This is a genomic window from Mycobacterium sp. IDUB_36 (assembly GCF_055419225.1).
This window is the reverse complement of the sequence record NZ_JBVAXH010000001.1, coordinates 1,517,445-1,536,441: the sequence shown is the minus strand read 5'-3', so window position 1 is coordinate 1,536,441 and position 18,997 is coordinate 1,517,445. Positions and strand designations below refer to the sequence as shown.

The window sequence follows — 18,997 nt, the reverse complement described above, 5'->3', positions numbered from 1 at the left end:
AGCTGTCACCTGCGCATCAGGGTCCGGGCACAACAGTGTTCCGGAATCGTGCTCACATGCGATATCACCAGGTCGTTACCAGCCCGAGCTGCCCACCCCAGAGCCAGTGACCGATGTGGCTGCCGGGACAACGCACAGCGACTACCTAGCCGACTCACGTAGTTTCGAGTCATGGCGAGAACGGACAACGACTCCTGGGAAATCACCGAAAGCGTCGGCGCGACGGCACTGGGGGTGGCATCGGCGCGCGCCTCGGAGACCGAGCGGGCCGATCCGCTGATCCAGGACCCGTACGCGCGGGTCTTTCTCGACGCCGCGGGCGACGGGGTGTGGAACTGGCACGCCGGCGGAGAGCTACCGGCCGAGGTCGTCGAGGCTGTGCCCGAGTTGCCGCTGCAGATGGACGCGATGGTTGGCTACATGGCTTCGCGGACGAAGTTCTTCGACACGTTCTTTCTCGACGCGGCCGAGGCGGGCATCACGCAGGCCGTCATTCTGGCCGCGGGGCTCGACGCCCGGTCGTGGCGACTGCCGTGGCCCGACGGCGTGACGGTCTACGAGCTGGATCAGGACCGGGTGCTGGACTTCAAGCTGTCGACGCTGACCGACCTTGGCGCGCAGCCGGCCGTGAACCGGACTGCCGTCGCCGTCGACCTACGCCACGACTGGCCAAAGGCATTGTTGGAGGCCGGTTTTGACCCGTCACAGCCGAGCGTGTGGTCGGCCGAAGGGCTGATGCCGTACCTGCCGAACGCGGCACAGGAGCTGCTGTTCGAGCGGATCGCCGACCTGGCGGCTCCCGGCAGCCGGGTAGCGGTCGAGGCGCTGGGGCCGACCTTCAACGACGAGGATTTGCGGGCCAAGCGGCGCGAGCGGATGGATCGGGTGCGCGAGGTGCTGGCCAAAACGGAGACGGACCGCGAGGTGCCCAGGACTGACGAGCTGTGGTACTTCGAAGACCGCGAACGGGTCGGCGAGTGGTTCGCCCGCCACGGCTTCGAGGTGACTGTGACGCCCGCTGCCGACCTGATGGCCGGCTACGGCCGCAGCGCCGACGATGCGGTGGCCGATCTGGTGCCCGGCAACGAATTCGTCGACGCCCGAGTGTCTTAGGGGACTGGCTTCAGCGGAGGGATGTGCCAGGTCCCGTCCAGGATCGACGGCTTCTTCTCGGTCGGCCAGTAGAGCCGCAGTATCAGCGAGAACCGATCCTTGGGTGCGGGAAGCCAATTGGCCTCTTTGTCCGGGCCGGGGGAGTCGGCCTGGATGTAGAGGTCGGTCGAGCCGTCCGGGTTGGGCACCAGCTTGTCGCGCGGGCTCAGCGTGAAGCGGTTGAGCGGGTTCTCGACGAAGAAGTAGTCGCCGTTATACATCGTCAAGGACCAAAATCCGCGCGCCGGCGGTAGCTGACCTTTGTCGAAGTGCATGGTGTATTTGGTTGCGCCGCTGTACTTCTGCTTGGTGTCGGGGCCGTCGGAGGTCGGGTAGACGGCGTCCTCGGGCAGGTTCGCGCCGACGCCGACTTGGGTGACGAAGGCCCGCTGGCGATAGTTGGTGCCGTAGCTGCCCGCTTTGATCGTGTAGGCCCAGCCGTTCTTGAAGACGAAGTCACCGGCGACCACGCCGTCTTCGCGCCAGCCGGAGATGTTGTCCTGTCCGAGTTTTGGCGCCATAGCCAGGCCTTTGTTCGCATCGGCGGGCAGCTTGGACGGGTCGAAGTCCTGTCCCGGGGCAATGCCGATTCTGGCGAGCTTGGCCACCATCGGCCCATCGGCCGCGGCCGGCGGGTTGGTCTTGAGCAGGCGGGCGAACAGTTTGAAAAACTCGGGCGCGCCAAGGGCATTCACTTGTTGGCGGACTGACGTCGTCATGTCCACCGATGCGGTCAGCTGGGGGATCGGCGGCAGGTAGGGCTTGCCGAACGACGACAGCGGAGTCGCCGTGATCTCGTCCTGCAGCTTGTGCACCGCGTCGTAATCCTCCGGGGTGCCCGAGCAGTAGATGCGGCCGAGAAGCCACACCAACGACGTCGGCGACTTGTACTCCAGCACGTCCTTCGGTAAGGCCCCGTGCCAGCCGGGGCCGGTGATCGCGAACGTCCGGGCTTTGCCGCCGCCGTTGCGGGTGCCCGGCGAAGCGAAGACGTTGGTCCAGGCGTCCAACATCGGCAACAGGAAGTAGCGGTCGGCCATATCGGGGACGGTGACGATCCAGGGTTCTTTCGAGACATCGAACCAGGCCTGCGTGTAGACGGTGTCGGCGTTGGGGACGGCGGTGGTGTGGGAGGCGGCGGTCGGGTAGGTGCGCTGGCGGGCGAACTGGCCCATCGGAGCGCGGGCGTCCTCGCCGGCGGGGACGTTGGTGAATTCGCGGCGGGTGTATTCCATCGTGACGAGCGGATAGGCGTAGGCGTAGGCCTCAGTCGCGATGTCGGTGGCCTCGGACTGCGACAAGACCGGTGCCGCAGGCGCTTTCGGCGCCGGGGCCGGTTCGTCGTTACCGCCGCAGGACGTGATCAGCATCAAGGTGGCCAGCAGCGCGCCGACCCGGGTGATGTTTGATCGCATATTCGGATACTTTCATGCCTTCAGGCGGGGCGCGCGATTGCCGGCCGAAGTGGTGCTTCGACGTGGCCACCTTGCCCAATCATCGGCCGCCACCGCCGCTAGACGGTGTTCAGCAGAGGGTCGTCCCTAGCCCCGACTGGGCGGCCTGCGCGTTCCGTCTCGGCCAACGTGCAGGACGTCGAAGGATTCTCTCGGTGTCCTTTTGCCCGTGTCCCAAATTTCGAGTGCCTGCTCCGGGAATACCGACGACGGGAAAAACATCGCCGACAGATCAGGGCCTATGAGTACAGATCCCAGACCTCGAATGTCGCTGGAGACTCTGATAATTCCGTCCCGCGCGTCGTAGGCCCGGCTTTCGGCGAGCACCGGATCCATGTTGAGAAGTTCCGCGGCGAGGGCGATTTGATCTTTCCTCATTTAGTTACCCCGTAATCCCAGTTCGTGACCGGATAGTCAGGCGCGTCCATGTTGGGGGCTACGCCCGCGTCGTTGTGTTCGGTCCCGACACGACGTGAATTCTGCACTGCTTGGTTGGGTCGCCCCACCGGTCTGCCTCCCACACGAAGCGGCCGCCAAGGAGCAGAATTCGGTTATGCGGTCACGTCGAGGTGCCGTGGCATTTATCGCTGCTGCCGTGCTGGTCAGCGCGATGCTGGTGAGCGCTACACCCACGTCGTACGAGCCGCCGCCGATGGTGGCCAACCCGGTCGAGCACGTCGACACCCTGATCGGCACCGGCAACGGCGGCAAAACCGTCGGCGAGATCAACAACTTCCCCGGTCCGTCGGTGCCGTTCGGGATGGTCCAGTATTCGCCGGACACCGTCGGCAACTACGCCGGCTACAGCCACTCCAACGGGCGCGCGAGCGGGTTCAGCATGACCCACGCCTCGGTGGGTTGCCCGGCATTCGGGGACATCTCGATGCTGCCGACGACCAGCCCCGTCGGCTCGGAACCGTGGAAGGCTTCGGAGGAGATCGCGCACGACCGACACGAGCGCGGCGTGCCCGGCTACTACACGGTCCGCCTGCCGTCCGCGGGTGTGACGGCCGAGCTCACCGCCACCAATCGCACCGGCGTGGGGCGGTTCCACTATCCGAGCGGTCGTGCGGCCCGGTTCTTCGTGCAACCCGGCGGCTCGCTCGGCGGCACCTCAGCCGCGAACATCAAGATCGACGACGATAACGCCACGATCACCGGATCGGCGACCAGCGGTGGCTTCTGCGGCAAGAACAACGTCTACACGGTGTACTTCGTGATGAAGTTCAGCAAGCCGTTCAAGGCATTCGGCACCTGGGATGGCTACGACGTCTTCCCCGAGGGCCGCAGCGCCTACTCGAGCTACCAGGGATCCAGCGGCGGATATGTCGAGTTCGATGCCGGTTCTGATCTGGAAGTGCGAACGGCGTTGTCGTACGTTGACATTGACGGGGCCCGCAAGAATCTCGACGAGGCAGCGGCCGGTTTTGACGACATCCGCGCCGCTGCATCGCGGCAGTGGAACGACGCGCTGTCACGGATCAGGGTCGCGGGCTACACCGAAGACGACATCGTCACGTTCTACTCCGCGCTTTACCATTCGCTGTTGAACCCCAACACGTTCAACGACGTCGACGGCCGCTACATCGGGTTCGACCGCGAGATCCATCAGGTGCCGCCGGACCACACCCAATACGCGAACTATTCCGATTGGGACACCTACCGCGGGGTGGCGGCACTGCAGGCGATGGTGTTTCCGCGCGAGGCCAGCGACATGGCGCAGTCGTTGGTCAACGATGCCGAGCAGAGTGGGTCGTTCCCGCGGTGGGCGCTGGCCAACACCGCGACTGCGGAGATGACCGGTGACAGCGTGGTGCCGCTGATCGCTAACTTCTATGCGTTCGGCGCCAAAGACTTCGACGTCCGGCGGGCGTTGCACTTCATGCTCGACGCGGCGACCGAAGGCGGGGTTGGCCGCAACGGCTACGTCGAGCGGCCGGCGGTCGACATTTATCTGAAGCGCAGGTATCTGCCGTTGCCGTCGTCGTCGTGCCACGGGTCGTTCCCCGCGGCGTCGATCTCGCTGGAGTGGTCGGTCGACGACTTCGCAATTTCTCAATTCGCCTCTGCACTGGGCGATTCCGATGCCGCACGCGACTTCCAGGATCGCTCGCAGTACTGGCAGAACCTGTTTAATCCGACCACGCATTCCATCCAGCCACGCAACTCGCTGGGCTTCTTCCCCGAGGGGCCGGCGGTGGTGCCGCCGGGGAAGGGTTGCTTCAGCCAGGTCGGTTTCGACGAGGGCAACGCCGAGCAGTATGTCTGGTACGTGCCCCAGAATGTCGCCGGCCTGGTGACCGCTCTTGGCGGGCCTTCGGCTGTCTCGGAGCGACTGGACACCTTCACCTCGAAGCTGAATGTCGGCCCGGTGGAGCCGTATCTCTGGGCCGGCAACGAGCCGAACTTCTCGGTACCTTGGTTGTACAACTACATCGAGCGGCCCTGGAAGACACAGGAATTGGTCGATAAGGTGCGCAGCGAGCTGTTCAGTCCGACGCCTGACGGCGAGCCCGGCAATGACGATCTGGGTGCGATGTCGGCCTGGTACGTCTGGTCGGCGCTGGGCCTGTATCCCTTTGTCCCTGGAACGTCCGTGTTGACGGTGAACACACCGCTGTTCGACAAGGTCGAAATCGCGCTGCCCGCACACAAATTCATCCGGGTTTCCGCGCCCGGCGCGTCCGGGCATCATCGGATGCAATACATTTCCGGCCTGCACATTGACGGTCGGTCGACCGACACGACATATCTTCCGGAGTTACTGCTTGCTGGCGGCGGCGAGCTGGCGTTTTCGTTGTCGCCGAAGCCGAACAAGTCGTGGGGGACTTCCGCTTCCTCAGCGCCGCCGTCATTCGGTGCGGGGAGTCTGGCAGTGACGGTCAACGTCTCGCCTTCGGTGGTCGCGATGGACGCCGGTACGTCGACGGATGTGACGGTCAACGTGCAGCGAATGATCGACGGACCGGCGGACTACCAGATCAGCGGAAAGTCCTCTGAGCGTGGCATTTCCGTGGAGTCGGTGTCGGGCAAATTCACTGACGACGGGGCCGGAACGTCGACGGTGACGATCAAGGTGGCGGAGTCGGTGCGGGATGGGTACTACCCGCTGACGCTGACGACGAAGGCCGGCAAGGGGGAGCGGACGTTCATGCTCTTGGTGGCGGCGGGGGAGGGTTGGTCGGTGAGTGGGTGACTGGTCATTCGGAGCGAACCTGGTCCAGTTTAACTACGACCAGGAAGCTCTGGGCGATTACTCTTGATTGAAGAGTTTCGGTTCTTGGGAGTCACTGAAATCTGAACGCACCGCTCCATTGCGCGCAGCCTGCTTGGCTTCCCAGCGACGTTGCGACGAGCCATCGGCGTGCAGACAAACCCACTCGTCACTATTCGTTGGAACCGGGCCACCGAGCCTCGCCGCTAGAGCTCGATTGGGCTTCCAGTGCCCGTTCAAGACTTCGAAGCCGTCTTCGCGTAACTGCCGTCGGGTCTCTCCCCTGAATCGGCGCATATCATCGCGTTGCTGGCCAATCGACTCCAGGGTGTGGCGCCTGATGATTACGCCGTCACATCGTGAGAAAAGCTCCCTCGCCCGCGCATCGCCGCCGCGGTGACTCAGGATCGCGTCGCGATCTCGCGACGGGAGATGCAGGATGAAGTTCTCAGGGAGCAGCTTCGACTTTGTAAGCCAACGTATCTCGTCTCTCGCTGCCGCCCTGATATTCCGCTTGCTGTCTTTATTTCCCTTGCCGGCAGTGAGCGTCTCACGTCTGATGCGGACTAGTCCCACCGCCATCTCAAGGTCGTGATCGGCCGCCCAGACCAGTAAGCAGATGTGCCCGATGGCCTCGGTCGGAATCGACCATTTTCCCCAGTCTTTTGTCCATTTGCAGTCGACATAGACGCCGTCGATGCAGTAATCAGGCTTCCTCGGCTGAACCCGACCAAGGTCGAATTCTTCCCGGATGACGTGCTCAAGCTTCACCCCGACGTAGGCCATTTCCTGAGTGCCGCATGACCGCAGATCCCACCGCCGGGTTCGTGGAGTATCAATTACCTCATCGAGTGCAGTCCGAATGCACATTCCGAATCTGCTTACGCAGTCGGGTCGTTCGGCGAACCAGTGAAGAACCCGCTCCAAGTCAGGATCGGGTTGCGCGTCGCCAGAGGGCGGAAACCCGATGTCGAGTCGAGGACGACGCGGATGGTTCATAGGTGCGGTTTGAGGTGCTTCGCGATGGCATCGGCCAGGCCGACCGGCACCGCGTTGCCAATCTGGCGTGCGATCTCAATCTTGCTGCCGCACCACAAAAAGTCTTCGGGGAATCCCTGCAGTCGCGCCGCCTCGAAGTGGGTGATCGGCCGGTTCACCCGGTTGCGCCCGCGCGCATCCCACTGCGGGTGAAGGTACGCACCCTTCTCGGGCTTGTAGAACTCGGTGCGGATCGTGTGCGACGGGAAGTCCCACTGCATCCGACCCATCACATCCGTTGTGCCGGTACGCTTCTCGCGCCAGCATCGCGGCAGGAGGTGATCGGGCACGTCGAAACGCCCACCACCGGGTGGAACGTGGTCGTAACGTTGCAGCGACAGCGGCGTCGGGTTGCGGCCGATGTGCAGGTCGCGTCCCTTGAAGATGCCGGGAACTGTCTCCCCGAAGAACTTGGTAGTGCTTGCGGGCAAGCTGGTGGTTGAAGGTCGGGCTGGCAGCCCCTTGATGCACGTCTTAGTGCCATTCCACCGCCGGAGTGCGGAATCTGCAGCTGGATTCCTGGCGTGGGTAGCCTTCGGCAGTTCTATAGGGCCTATACGGGAACCGATAACGATGGTTCTGATCCGCCGCTGGGCGACACCGAAGTCGGCTGCGTTCAGGTGGTCGTAACTCAACGTGTAGTTTTTGAGGGCACCGTTCTCCGTCTCGTCGAGCAGGAGTGCGAACTCTGGCGACTTCTTGAAGCGATCGACATTCTCGATGACGAACACCTTCGGCCTGGCGATGCCGACGATCCTTAAGTACTCGCGCCAAAGCTGATTACGCGGGTCGTCAATGTCCTTCGATCCAAGGTTGGAGAATCCCTGGCACGGAGGTCCACCAATCACCACGTCGGCGCTTGGGATCTGGCTTCGGGTAATCGACTTGATGTCGCCCCAGATCGTGTGGTCCTCGCCGAAGTTGGCGGCGTACGTCGCGGCCGCATGCAGATTGAATTCCACGGACAGCACCGGGTCGAAGTCGTGCGCGACGAAACCGGCGGTCATGCCGCCACAACCTGCGAAGAGGTCGATCATCGTCAACCGTTTCACCACGCCCGTATCGTATTCAAACCCACCGACAGCACACGCTTGGCGCGCCGCTCTAATCTGGCCGTGTGGCGGACTCGTGGGCTCGATCGCCGGCGGTGCGAGCCAGCATGCAGTCAAACAGGGGCAGAGACACCGCACCTGAGCTGGCACTGCGGCGCGCAGTGCATGCGCTCGGACTGCGTTACCGAGTATCGGCCCGTCCTCTGGCATCCGTGAGACGTACCGCCGACCTAGTCTTCACCCGGGCCAGGGTGGCGGTATTCCTCGATGGGTGCTTCTGGCACGGCTGCCCAACTCACCACACTGTTGCGGCAACCAACGCGCAGTTCTGGGCGGATAAGGTCGCCGGCAATCGAGCGCGCGACCGCGACACCGACAGCAAGCTGCTAGCGGCGGGGTGGGTCAGTGTTCGTATCTGGGAACACGAAGACCCGCGGCAGGCGGCCGAGAGAGTTCGCGATCTCGTGCACGCCCGCAGGGCCACCTAGATTGGCCCGACCGTCGCGGCTAGCTCTGGGGAAGGCCCGCGTATTTCCATCCGCGATCGACGACGGTGCCGCCACCAGATCGAGACGCCCCCGTGGTGTCACTGGCGGGTGGTCCGGAGGGCAGCGGGTTCCAGTCGGCGACGCTGTCTTTTTCGGAGAGCACCCACGTGGTGTAAGAATCCAGATCGTCGCTCTGATAGCCGGTTTCAGCCTCAGGGGGCGATCCGGCCGTCGCGAGGTTGAGGGTCCGCGCCAGTTTGTTGACCTGCCGCGAGCTGGTCGACGGCGAATCGTGCAGTCGATCGACGATCGCTAGCGCCAGCGATCGGCAGCGGACCACCGGGCGGTGTAGGTAGCTGTTGGGCAGGTCCTGTAGAACGAACGCGCGCTCGACGGGGCGGTAGTCGGCGCCGTCGCGAAAGATCTCTCCGCCCCACCAGAGCCGGGCGAACGCCTGTTTGTGAATCGGACCCCACCACCTGTCCTCGGCCACGACGGCGCTGGCGTCGCTCCATCGCCATTCGACGTACCAGGGGTAGCGCAGTGCGACCCACTGCCACACCCCGCGGTCGGCGGCTTCGTTGCGAAAGAGTCTGAGTGCGTGGTGTATGCGTGGCGCCAACCAGCGATCGCTCACAGCGCGATCCGGCCACGCCGCCTCCCGCTGACGTTCATGAGTCCACGACATCAAGGAGTCGAGATTGTCCAGCTCGGGTGGGCGCCCGGTCATCCGATCGACCGGTGTCGAGAGCCGTTCGGATTCGTGGTCCGCGAGGATCTCGGCGCGCTCATCGGCGTCCAACTTCCGCGGCAGTAGGCGTAGAACCTCAGACATGCTTGACCTCCTCACATATCCGGGCGATCGCCGCGGACAGCCCGGTCATGCGGTCCAAGGCCAGGTCGACGTCGGCCCAGAACGAGGCGGTGACCGCAGTTCCCTCTCGCAGTTCGGCGAGGGCTTCGTACAGATCGCCCACCGTCTCGGTGGCCGTAAGTTCCGCTGCGACCGCCTCGCACATATCGCGCAACACACGATCGGCGGGCCCGTCGGGCCGCTCGTCCGGGCCGTCAGCGATCACCTGTTCGGACGCGGCACGAAACAACGCGCCGGCGACGTACCGAGCGATCGACGCTCCCAGCAGGTCTCGGTGTCGGCGCCGTTCGAGTTTGGCGGAGTTGGACAGGATCAGCAGCTGCAGCCCGTCGATGCCCTTGTTGAGATAGAGCACAGGCGGCGAAGCCGCGACATCTACGTAGGCGTGCGCCTCGCTGTGCCTGCGCGCCTCGGCGGGTGAGTCGGAGTCCGCGAAGTCGATCCAGACCGTCTTCAATGGCGGCACCCCCGGCCGCTCAGGCGCCTCGCTTTTATCCACGATCAAGCCCCAGGGGACTGTCGACCCCACGACCCGCGCACGCCCGTCGTAGGAGCCGACGACTTGACCCGTCAGAACCGCTTTGCCAGCGACCGCGTTGCGCGGAATCCGCAGTGTCCCGGTGAATGTCACGTTCGAGTTGGTGCTCTTGAGTGTGAGCGGATACGAACGGCGAACCTGAGTGGCCGGACACGACAGCAGCACGTGGGCTCTGAGCTCGGCTAGACCGGCTGGCGGAGCCTCACCGGTGCAGACCTCCACTTCCAGCTCGGCCAGCTGCCAGGGCGCATCGTAGGCATCAATGCGAAAGTGGTCACCGTTGATCTCGATTGCTCCCGCCGTGCCATCGAGTTCGATGCCGGTGACGATGCATTCCCACGGATCCTGGTAAGACGGCCACGCGAACCTTGTCACTGGGCTGCCTCGCCGTTAGCGGGCACAGGGGGCGCGATGTCGGCGTGCGCCACACGCACATCGATAGCCGATTCGGCCGCCGGTATCGGCAGGTCACTCACACTCATCGCGCGCACCGTGGCATTCAGAATCCGTCCCCGAGGTCTGCCGCGCAGAATCACGGCGCCCCGCTCATCCACCTCGCCATGGTCATCTACGTCGAAGGTCTGCCAACCGATGTCGACGTGGCCCCCGTCGAGACCAACGAACGCCAGTCTGGGGATTATTACCCAGCCCTGGGGACGGTTCTTTGCCCGCAACTCGAACGTAATCTGCCAGACCCCGTCGACCACTCGCGCGCTTTGGATCCGGACATCGGGTTTGTGGGGCGCCGCGGCACCGCGTCCACCGGTACCCGCGTCGCCACGCAGGAAAGCCAGGTTATTGAAGATGGCTTTCGGAGGCTGGTCTTCGGCCACCGGAGGCGCGCCGAACAGCGTGAACAACCGATCGAGGATCGCGGTCTGGATGTTGCGAAGGTTAGGAATCCACGGTGCCCGGTAATGCGCGGTCAGGTTGGCCTGCGAGGTCTTATTACGCCCGCTGCGCGGGATCCATTGGTCATGCGCCGGTGGCTCGGCGAACCGGAGGAAGTCATCGGCCCGCGATTCATTCAACGACGGGTTGTCGGGGTGAATTGCCGCGCCCGCCAACAGGAATGCGTGATAGGTGCGTCCCTCGAAGCTCTTCTCGATGGTCTGGACCACCATCTCGGGCTGGCGCAACAGGCAGACCTTGTTCTCCAGCGAGTCCGGTTGGTCGTCGGACAATGTCACGACCAATTTGGCTATGTGCTCGAAACTGGGGTGGCGATCGTGGGCGTCGGTGCATGCCGACACCGTGATCGGCACATCGCGGACGACTACGTCGCCGACCTGATCCAGCTCGTCGGCGACGACGCCGGAGTCGAACTTCCGCAAGGCGCGCGTCAACTCCGTGTACCGGTCCTCAGGATCCACTGTCCGCTCGTAAACGGACTTCTCACCGTCGCTGACCTCGATACGGACTGTCAGGCGTCCTCGCGTGAGCAGCGGCCAGAAATCCTCCTCGAGCGCATCGCCGAGGTTCTTGGCGAACGTCCTCAACTCGGAAATGTCGCCGAGACCTTTCTCGGGTTCGTCGGGATCGTAGAAACCCAGCAGCAAGGCCGACGTGCCGGGACGATCGTCCGTGCGGCCCAGCTGCAACCGCGCGACGAGGTCGTCGTTCTGCCAGATCGAGGCGACGTCACCGTTGCCGTCCGGAGCCCCGAAGAACCCGCGGCCCTGATAATTCACCCCGTCGAGTTGGTGGACCACCCCCTGATTGACGCCGATGAGTCGGTTACGAAACTTTCCATCCACTGCTTCAGCGGCCGAAATCGTGGAGTTGAATAAAACCGTTTGCAGCCGTGAGAACCGCCAGTACACAGCCTTGCCAAGGCCGAACGATCCGCCGGCGGCTCGGTCCTTGCCGCTGTACAGGTCGAGGCGGCATAACTTGATGAAGTTGCCGTAATCGGCGACGTCGCCCTCGGCGAACTCGGGGCCGGTCAAGCCCCGAGCGCCGTAGTCCGAGATACGCAGCAGCGCAAGAGAATCCGACGACTCGACAGCTTTGAGTCCAGACTGCAGCTGGCCCGCGGTGACCGCGCCCTCCGACGCGTCCGCCATCGCGGTCAGGTGGGGCCTGAGTTCGGTGGTCCATCGCAGTGCTTCCTCGAAGCGGGTGCGCGCCTTACCGGAGAGCATCAAGAACGTGTAGACCAACTCCGCCTTCGATCCGTCCATTCGGGCGTCATTACTGTTCTGAGCGCTCTCGCGCGCCAGCGAGGCGAAACCTGCATTCACGGTCCATTGGTTGGCGTTGCCGTAATTGCCGTAGCGGCGACTCTGCTTCTCCCACTGCCACCTGGTCAATCGTTCGTCCTTTCGCTACCGTCCGGAAAAACTATGACAATTGAGTGCGGCCCGTGTCACGCGATCCCTATTGCTAGTTCCGATTAACGTTCGAGACCAAACATTGGGGCGCGCCTGCCAGATCCAGGCGGGGCTAGCTGATGAGCTCACTTGGCCACGGCGATGCGGCAAGGACGGATCCTTGACTAACTTCATCACTCGGCTGGTGATCGATGACCAACTTCTAGAGAGCGAGACGCGAAGACATTCGGGCTTTGCGTTACAGAGGCCTCGGAGTTCCGGATCATCATGGCGTTCAGATCCTTGATGCACGGCGTAATCGGCGAGGAAGTCCTTGCATCCACAAGGACTAGCGTGCTTGAGTCAAATGAATGACTTCGCAGCCCTCCGAGCCGGACTGGCAGCGCGACATACCCATCAGCGGCTCACACCGGCTTCCCCCGGACCCCCACGTCGTCGACTCGATCAGCCGTAACCACCGGCTCGAGACCGCTATCGCCGACCTCGTCGACAATTCCGTCGACGCCGACGCCAGCGCAGTCCTTATTCGATTCGTGATCAACAAGCATCGGCTGACCTCGCTGTACATCGTCGACAACGGACGCGGCATCAGCGCAACCGACATCGATCCGGCTATGAGATTCGGCGGTGTGCGACGCTACGGAAAGTCCGAGCTCGGCCACTTCGGGCTGGGGCTTAAAGCCGCGTCGTTCTCGCAAGCAGACAGTCTGACGCTGATCTCACACGCTAAGAAATCAGACCCGGTGGGTCGGCGTTGGCTCCAGGCCAAAGCCAGCCAATCGTTCACCATCGACGTCGTCGACGCCGTATTCTGCGAACACGAGCTGAGCAAGTCGTGGCCATTCGAAGGTCGCAAAATGCGCACCGTCGTTAGGTGGGACCAGCTCAGAGGCGTGCCGTCAGGCAGTAATCAAGATGTTGCCCAACGGTTTATCTATGATGCGCTCAACCGCCTTCAACAGCACCTCGGATTGATTTTCCATCGGATCATCAACGGCTCGGGCCTCAGAATCGGAATTGAGGTCCAAGACGCGCGCTCCGGCGATACCGGCCCTCTCATGGAGGTCCAGCCCATCGATCCGTTCGACTACCCGCGCACCGGTCGGACCGCCTACCCGAAGGAACTCCGCGGAAAAATCCAGGGCACCGCACTTCGCGCGATGTGCCACATCTGGCCTGGCCGCTCCCAGCTACCGCAGTTTCGTCTGTTCGGCGAAGCGCCTGAGCGACACCAAGGCCTCTACCTGTACCGCCGCGACCGACTTGTTCAAGCCGGTGGCTGGAACGGTCTGGAAGTGCCACGCAAAGCCTTGCAACTGGCCCGAATTCGAATCGACCTCGAGGACAAATTCGTGAACTCCGGTGTCTACCTGATGAATCCGGAGAAAACAAGGGTGGAGACAGCGGCGGCATTCACCACCGCCATGCAGGTCGCGCTCGCCTCCGACGGCACAACCCTAGAACAATACGTTGATGCGGCGTCGGAGGCCTTCCGGCAGGCGAACAAACGGACCCGCCAGCGCGCGCCGATCGCGCCGCTCGGCAAGGGCGTGCCCCCAAAGCTACGCGCAGCCTTTCAGCACGAGCTGAAATCCATCCCCGGTCTCGCTCAGGTCGATCTGCGTTGGGAGAATTTTCCCGATGACACGTTCTTCTCGATCGACCGCGTTAACAGCGTCATCCGCCTGAATAAGAACTATCGAAAACCGCCCTCCGGCAACCAAGAACGGTCGTCACTGAACGATGACCCGGTCATCAAAACATTGCTGTTCCTTCTCGTCGAGCGACTCTTCCACGGCTCACGCCTCGGCGCCGAAGAACGCGACAGTCTCGAGCTGTGGCAGGCGCTACTGACCGCCGCCGCCCGGGAGGAACTGCCGTGACGAATCCAGCGCGACACCTTCCACTTGAGATTCTCGATGAATACGTTGCAACACAGGCACTATCGGCCCACATCATCGAAGGGTCGCCCGACACACGCCTGATCACCGACCCGGCTCATGAGGAATTACGCCTCGAAATCAGTTGGGACGGAGTGGAACCCCCCGATATCGCCGACTATGTCCACATCGATACCGGCCGGCGCTTCGACAAAGGACACCACTGGTCGTTCCTGCGTGTGCGCGGCGCCGGCTTTTTCCGCGAAAGCTACCCACTGCTGTGTCAGGTCGCCGACCTTGTGCAGCTCGATTCATTGACTTTCGGAGACGCGGTGCACACCGCGCTCACGTCCTATCACGAGCTTCTCAGCACCCAGTCCCGGATGCCGCACAGCGCTGAGATCGGCCTGTGGGGCGAATTACTCACCCTGGCAACACTTATCGAACAGACCGATGCCTTAACCGCGCTCGATTCCTGGCGCGGAGGAGATGAGCATGACGAACACGACTTCGGACTCGTCGACGACGACGTCGAAGTCAAAACCACGACTGCCGAGACACGACGGCACTGGATCGGATCAATAACCCAGCTGGTGCCCACCGCAAAGCGCCCGCTCTGGCTTCTGTCGATACAGGTCACAGGAGCCGGCGCAGCGGATGGCACTCGCCTTCCCGATCTCATCGCGCGCATCTCCAGCGCGCTACCCGCAGAACTTCGGGCACGATTCGAAAAGCGCATCTCTGCTGCGAAATATCGTCACACCCAGCCCACGAACACCTTCCAACTACTCACACTGCGCACGCAGCCCGCCTGCTACCGAGTCGACGACACGTTTCCGCGGCTCACGCCCGAAAGCCTCACCGGCGCAGGGGTAGCCGAGAATCGAGTCGAGCAAATCTCTTACACCGTCCGCCTGGACGGATTGCCGCCGGCGCCCGATGCGCCGCACGTGCTACACGCCCTGACTGAGAAAAAGAGCTCCCCATGAACCTCTGCGAGGCCTACCTCAAAGCCGTCAAAAGCATGGACGGCGAGGAACCTGAATCGCTCACCCAGACCGCGGAGTTTCACGCCAGAAAGGGGTCGCCGCCTCCTGACGTTTCGCCGGCGGCGCTCATCGACTACCTCGACTCCGCCGGGATCGATGACAAACTGCGCACACTGCTTCACATGGCTATCGCGGTCTGGGATAACGACGAGTCGCCCGCCTGGGCAGACGACACCGCCGCCCACAGCGATGAACGCCGCGACCGCGTTTACGCACTCCTCGGACTCGACAACATCACCGCTGCGGCGTTCGACAAAGTGTTTCCGCGCATCAGCAACGAGACGATCGTCATCACAAACCAGGCGATCGCACCGTGGTACACCACCAAAGTCCAAGCGGCACATACCTTTTACTGGGACGCCTACCGGAAATATCTGCTCAGTCACGGCTGGGACGCCGAGGCCGTTAGTAAGCTCGATATGGCCACGTCAGATGTCGTCGGCCAGATCGCCGACCCCACCAACCCAGCAGAAGGACAAAAAGCCAAGGGCATCGTTGTCGGCTACGTACAAAGCGGCAAAACAGCCAACTACACCGGAGTGATCGCCAAAGCCATCGACGCGGGTTACCGGCTGATCATTGTCCTCGCAGGCATGACCGACATCCTCCGACAGCAGACGCAGCGCCGACTTGATAAGGAATTGGTCGGCACCGACAACATCTATTTGGGTGCTGATCCCGCAACTCTGGACGACTCTAAAGACGTCGACTACCTCACCGATCCCGACCGTCTTGCGGGGAAATTTCTGACCTTCGGTTTCAGGCCGTCGCAACACGGATTCCCCGACATCATACGCTTGACATCTCACGGATCAGACTACCGAAACCTCAAAGCAGGTATCACGGCCCTCGAATTCGAGAAACCCTACAAACAGCAACCACTCTACGCTAAAGAAAACCTCTATAACAGCAGCGCCCGCTTAGCTGTGGTGAAAAAAAACAAATTTGTTTTAGAAGACCTGAACAAAAATCTCAAATCAATTCAAATGAACCTGAGCCAAATTCCCGCGCTTATTATCGACGATGAGTCGGACCAAGCTTCCTTGAACACCACTAATCCCGACGATTGGGCAGACGAGAAACCGGATCGTTCCGCGATCAACGAACAGATTACCACCCTGCTCAATCTACTTCCGCGAGCACAGTACATCGGCTACACCGCAACACCATTCGCCAACGTATTCGTCGACCCTAGCGACATCGACGACATCTTCCCCACAAATTTTCTGATCGGTCTGGACCGTCCCGCCGATTACATGGGCGGCGCCGACTTCCTTGACCTCGACGTCGTCTTTGAGCATGAGAGCGACAAAACTTACGCGAATTCTAATGAGAAAGCGTTTGTGCGCGACCTCAAAGGCAAGACTGTCGACGACAAGGAAGCCGAACTAAGGCGCGCACTCGACGCGTTTTTACTTACCGGCGCCATCAAACTTTTCCGAGCCGACAGAAAACCATCGCTACGTTTCGAGCACCACACCATGCTCGTCCATCAGTCGGTCAAGATGAAAGATATGTCCGCTCTGGCCGACCAGATTAAAAAGCTATGGGCTGGCGCAGGTTATGCAGACGGATCGTCCAAAACCCGCCTCTCAGATTTGCTCAAGGATGACTTCCGTCCCGTGCACGAGGCGCGAGCACCGAAAATGCCTTTTCCCGACAACTACGAACAGCTCAAAAAATATATTGGTCTCGCCCTTCAGAACATTCAAAAAAGCAACGGCAACCCCGTGCTCGTAGTTAATAGCGACACGACCATCGAACAAGAAAAATTGGACTTCTCACAGCCCGTATGGCGAATCTTGGTCGGTGGCTCAAAACTCAGCCGCGGCTTCACCGTCGAAGGCCTGACCATCTCGTATTACCTGCGCCGCACCGGCTGGGCCGACGCTCTCTTACAGATGGGTCGCTGGTTCGGCTTCCGGCGCGGTTATACCGATCTGGTGCGGTTGTTTATCGGACGCGCCGTGCAACAGGGCAAGAAGACCCACGACCTCTACGAGATGTTCACCGCCGCAGAGCTGGACGAGCGGGCATTCCGCGACGAGTTGAAGCGCTACAGCAAACCGGTCGACGGCAAACGCCAGATCACGCCCCGCGACATACCTCCACTGGTTAGCCAGCACCTCATCCCGCCTACAGCGCCCAGTAAAATGTTCAACGCGGAACTGGTCATCCGCCGCTCACCAGGCCAACCCATCGAGCCGACCGCCTATCCCAAAGATCCCCAGGCAATCGCCGCAAACTACGCCGTGGCGGCGCCGCTGTTCGGCAAAGCCGATACCGCGGAGACGTTGGCATTCCCGGCCGTGGCGGAAAAAACCGCTGCAGGACAATTTGATGCATTCATCGGCATCGAGTCATCGACCGCGGTCTTGGAGGTCCTTCGACAGCTGATCTGGGAAGGGGATCGATTCCGGCCCGATCTCGCCTACCTGAAAGAGATCACACCGCATCTTGTGCACGACTGGGTGCTCATCGCACCGCAGCGGAACGCACATCAAGCGCTCGACGTAATCGGCGAGCGCTCTGTCTTCTCACGTCAACGTCGCCGAGACCCGCTCTTTGGTGCGATCAGCGACCCCAAGCACCGTTTCGCCGCCGCGCGCGTCGCTGGCGCCATTGCCACCTATGGCGACGCGTGCATCGATTCTTATGTCGCCGATGACCGCGGTGCAATCCTGCTCTATCCGATCACGACGACAGAACAGCCAGAACAGATCATCCTCGCTTTCACGATCTTCGCGCCCGCAACGGCAAGAACCGGCGACGGGCGAGTCGTCCAATTCAAAGCCAAAGACAGCAAATCCAATAAGCCTATTGTGGATCGACCAAAAAACAGTCTGCCGCCAGCGAAGGGACCGACGGGCGTGTAGGCGACTACTCTGAGTGGCTTGCCATCGGTGGGTCAGAAGGGAAGGTGTCACAACGGCATGGCGTATCCCGAGGGAGTTGAAAGAGGTGGATGCGATTACATGTTCGGTCGGGAACAGCCAGCATTCCACGAGGTGATGCGAAGGAGAGTATGACTGCCCCACAACGAAATTGGTCTCAGGCGGAAAATGAGGCAACCGTCGCCAGCTATCTGTCCATGCTTAAGTTGGAGCTTGCCGGCGTGGATTACATCAAGAAGCACGAAAATGCGAGGCTCCGAGGACTTCTTGACGATCGAAGCCCGGGCGCGGTTGAGCGCAAATACCAGAACATCAGTGCGGTACTCGCCGAGAGCGGCTGGATATTCATCGACGGTTACAAGCCGCTGAGCAACGTTCAGGCCGGGTTAAGGGATGAAGTGGTAAGACAGCTGACGGCTGACTCGGAGATAGAGTTGCTCGAAAATCGTTGTGCTGACGAACTTATTTCGCGTGCGTCTGTTTCGGTCGTCGACCTCACGCGGGTTGATCCGCCGAAATTCGATCCCCCTGAGAGATCCTCTTGGCTGCCGCGCAAGACAGGTTTCAAGCGGGACTATGCGTCACGAGATGCGAGTAGCCGTCGGCTCGGGCTAAACGGCGAGAAAGCAGTGGTGGCTTATGAGAAGCAGCGACTGGAATCACTTGGCCTTCGCGACCTTGCGCGGAGAGTTGAACATGTTTCGCAGACGGTAGGTGACGGTCTGGGTTACGACGTGCGGTCATTTGACAATGATGGAGCCGAACGCTTCATCGAGGTCAAAACGACGGTGCATTCGCGCCACACGCCTTTCTTTATCTCGCAAAACGAAGTCACCGCGTCCGAATACTACGAGCAGCAGTACCTTCTCGCCCGACTCTTCCGATTCGGTTCGCAATCTAACGGATTCTACGAGCTTCGGGGAAGCCTTAAGGGTCAGTGCCACTTGGAACCTACTGCTTTTCAAGGGTATCCGCGGTCCCCAGGGGCTTATTGAGAGCCTTTGTCGCGATACGCGATGCGTCGTAGACCG

At 61.7% G+C, this 18,997-nt stretch carries 13 protein-coding genes; 7 read left to right on the top strand and 6 right to left on the bottom strand.

Annotated elements, in window-relative coordinates:
* Window positions 1-171 precede the first annotated feature (171 nt).
* Complete coding sequence (locus ACZYW1_RS07500; RefSeq protein ID WP_463784567.1) at window positions 172-1,113, top strand: class I SAM-dependent methyltransferase; 942 nt, start codon at window positions 172-174, stop codon at window positions 1,111-1,113.
* Here the strand turns inward: ACZYW1_RS07500 and ACZYW1_RS07495 are convergent.
* Window positions 1,110-2,567 carry a DUF1254 domain-containing protein gene (locus ACZYW1_RS07495; protein WP_463784565.1) on the bottom strand — a complete coding sequence of 486 codons (1,458 nt, stop codon included), beginning with the start codon at window positions 2,565-2,567 and terminating at the stop codon, window positions 1,110-1,112. The two genes, ACZYW1_RS07500 and ACZYW1_RS07495, sit on opposite strands and share 4 nt — an antisense overlap.
* A 592-nt stretch (window positions 2,568-3,159) precedes the next feature.
* Between ACZYW1_RS07495 and ACZYW1_RS07490 the strand changes: the two genes are divergently transcribed.
* Window positions 3,160-5,802, top strand: a complete 2,643-nt coding sequence (locus tag ACZYW1_RS07490; protein WP_463784563.1) for a GH92 family glycosyl hydrolase — start codon at window positions 3,160-3,162, stop codon at window positions 5,800-5,802.
* Between the two features lie 57 nt (window positions 5,803-5,859).
* Here the strand turns inward: ACZYW1_RS07490 and ACZYW1_RS07485 are convergent, their stop codons facing one another.
* Window positions 5,860-6,690 (bottom strand): NaeI family type II restriction endonuclease, encoded by an 831-nt coding sequence (locus ACZYW1_RS07485; RefSeq protein ID WP_463784561.1) that lies wholly within the window; start codon window positions 6,688-6,690, stop codon window positions 5,860-5,862.
* A 125-nt stretch (window positions 6,691-6,815) separates the two neighbouring features.
* Window positions 6,816-7,913 carry a DNA cytosine methyltransferase gene (locus tag ACZYW1_RS07480; RefSeq protein ID WP_463784559.1) on the bottom strand — a complete coding sequence of 366 codons (1,098 nt, stop codon included), beginning with the start codon at window positions 7,911-7,913 and terminating at the stop codon, window positions 6,816-6,818.
* A gap of 104 nt (window positions 7,914-8,017) precedes the next feature.
* Between ACZYW1_RS07480 and ACZYW1_RS07475 the strand changes: the two genes are divergently transcribed.
* Window positions 8,018-8,398 carry a very short patch repair endonuclease gene (locus ACZYW1_RS07475; RefSeq protein ID WP_463784558.1) on the top strand — a complete coding sequence of 127 codons (381 nt, stop codon included), beginning with the start codon at window positions 8,018-8,020 and terminating at the stop codon, window positions 8,396-8,398.
* Between the two features lie 19 nt (window positions 8,399-8,417).
* On the opposite strand, the gene ACZYW1_RS07470 is transcribed toward ACZYW1_RS07475, so the two are convergent.
* From ACZYW1_RS07470 to ACZYW1_RS07460, 3 genes are read right to left on the bottom strand one after another with little or no spacing between them, the layout of a single operon-like run.
* Window positions 8,418-9,233, bottom strand: coding sequence for a DUF6339 family protein (locus ACZYW1_RS07470; RefSeq protein ID WP_463784556.1), 816 nt, complete (start codon window positions 9,231-9,233; stop codon window positions 8,418-8,420).
* The gene (locus tag ACZYW1_RS07465) at window positions 9,226-10,185 is read right to left on the bottom strand and encodes a hypothetical protein (protein ID WP_463784554.1); all 960 of its coding nucleotides are present in this window, start codon (window positions 10,183-10,185) and stop codon (window positions 9,226-9,228) included. The genes ACZYW1_RS07470 and ACZYW1_RS07465 overlap by 8 nt, the downstream gene beginning before the upstream one ends.
* Window positions 10,182-12,122, bottom strand: coding sequence for a hypothetical protein (locus ACZYW1_RS07460; protein WP_463784552.1), 1,941 nt, complete (start codon window positions 12,120-12,122; stop codon window positions 10,182-10,184). Before ACZYW1_RS07460 ends, ACZYW1_RS07465 begins: the two co-directional genes overlap by 4 nt.
* Before the next feature lie 371 nt (window positions 12,123-12,493).
* Between ACZYW1_RS07460 and ACZYW1_RS07455 the strand changes: the two genes are divergently transcribed.
* The 4 genes from ACZYW1_RS07455 (at window position 12,494) to ACZYW1_RS07440 (ending at window position 18,961) form a co-directional block, all read left to right on the top strand.
* Window positions 12,494-14,026 carry an ATP-binding protein gene (locus ACZYW1_RS07455; protein ID WP_463784550.1) on the top strand — a complete coding sequence of 511 codons (1,533 nt, stop codon included), beginning with the start codon at window positions 12,494-12,496 and terminating at the stop codon, window positions 14,024-14,026.
* Window positions 14,023-15,012 carry a PD-(D/E)XK motif protein gene (locus ACZYW1_RS07450; protein WP_463784547.1) on the top strand — a complete coding sequence of 330 codons (990 nt, stop codon included), beginning with the start codon at window positions 14,023-14,025 and terminating at the stop codon, window positions 15,010-15,012. Before ACZYW1_RS07455 ends, ACZYW1_RS07450 begins: the two co-directional genes overlap by 4 nt.
* Window positions 15,009-17,948 (top strand): Z1 domain-containing protein, encoded by a 2,940-nt coding sequence (locus tag ACZYW1_RS07445; RefSeq protein WP_463784545.1) that lies wholly within the window; start codon window positions 15,009-15,011, stop codon window positions 17,946-17,948. Before ACZYW1_RS07450 ends, ACZYW1_RS07445 begins: the two co-directional genes overlap by 4 nt.
* A 149-nt stretch (window positions 17,949-18,097) precedes the next feature.
* Window positions 18,098-18,961, top strand: a complete 864-nt coding sequence (locus tag ACZYW1_RS07440) for a protein NO VEIN domain-containing protein (RefSeq protein WP_463784543.1) — start codon at window positions 18,098-18,100, stop codon at window positions 18,959-18,961.
* Window positions 18,962-18,997: the final 36 nt, after the last annotated feature.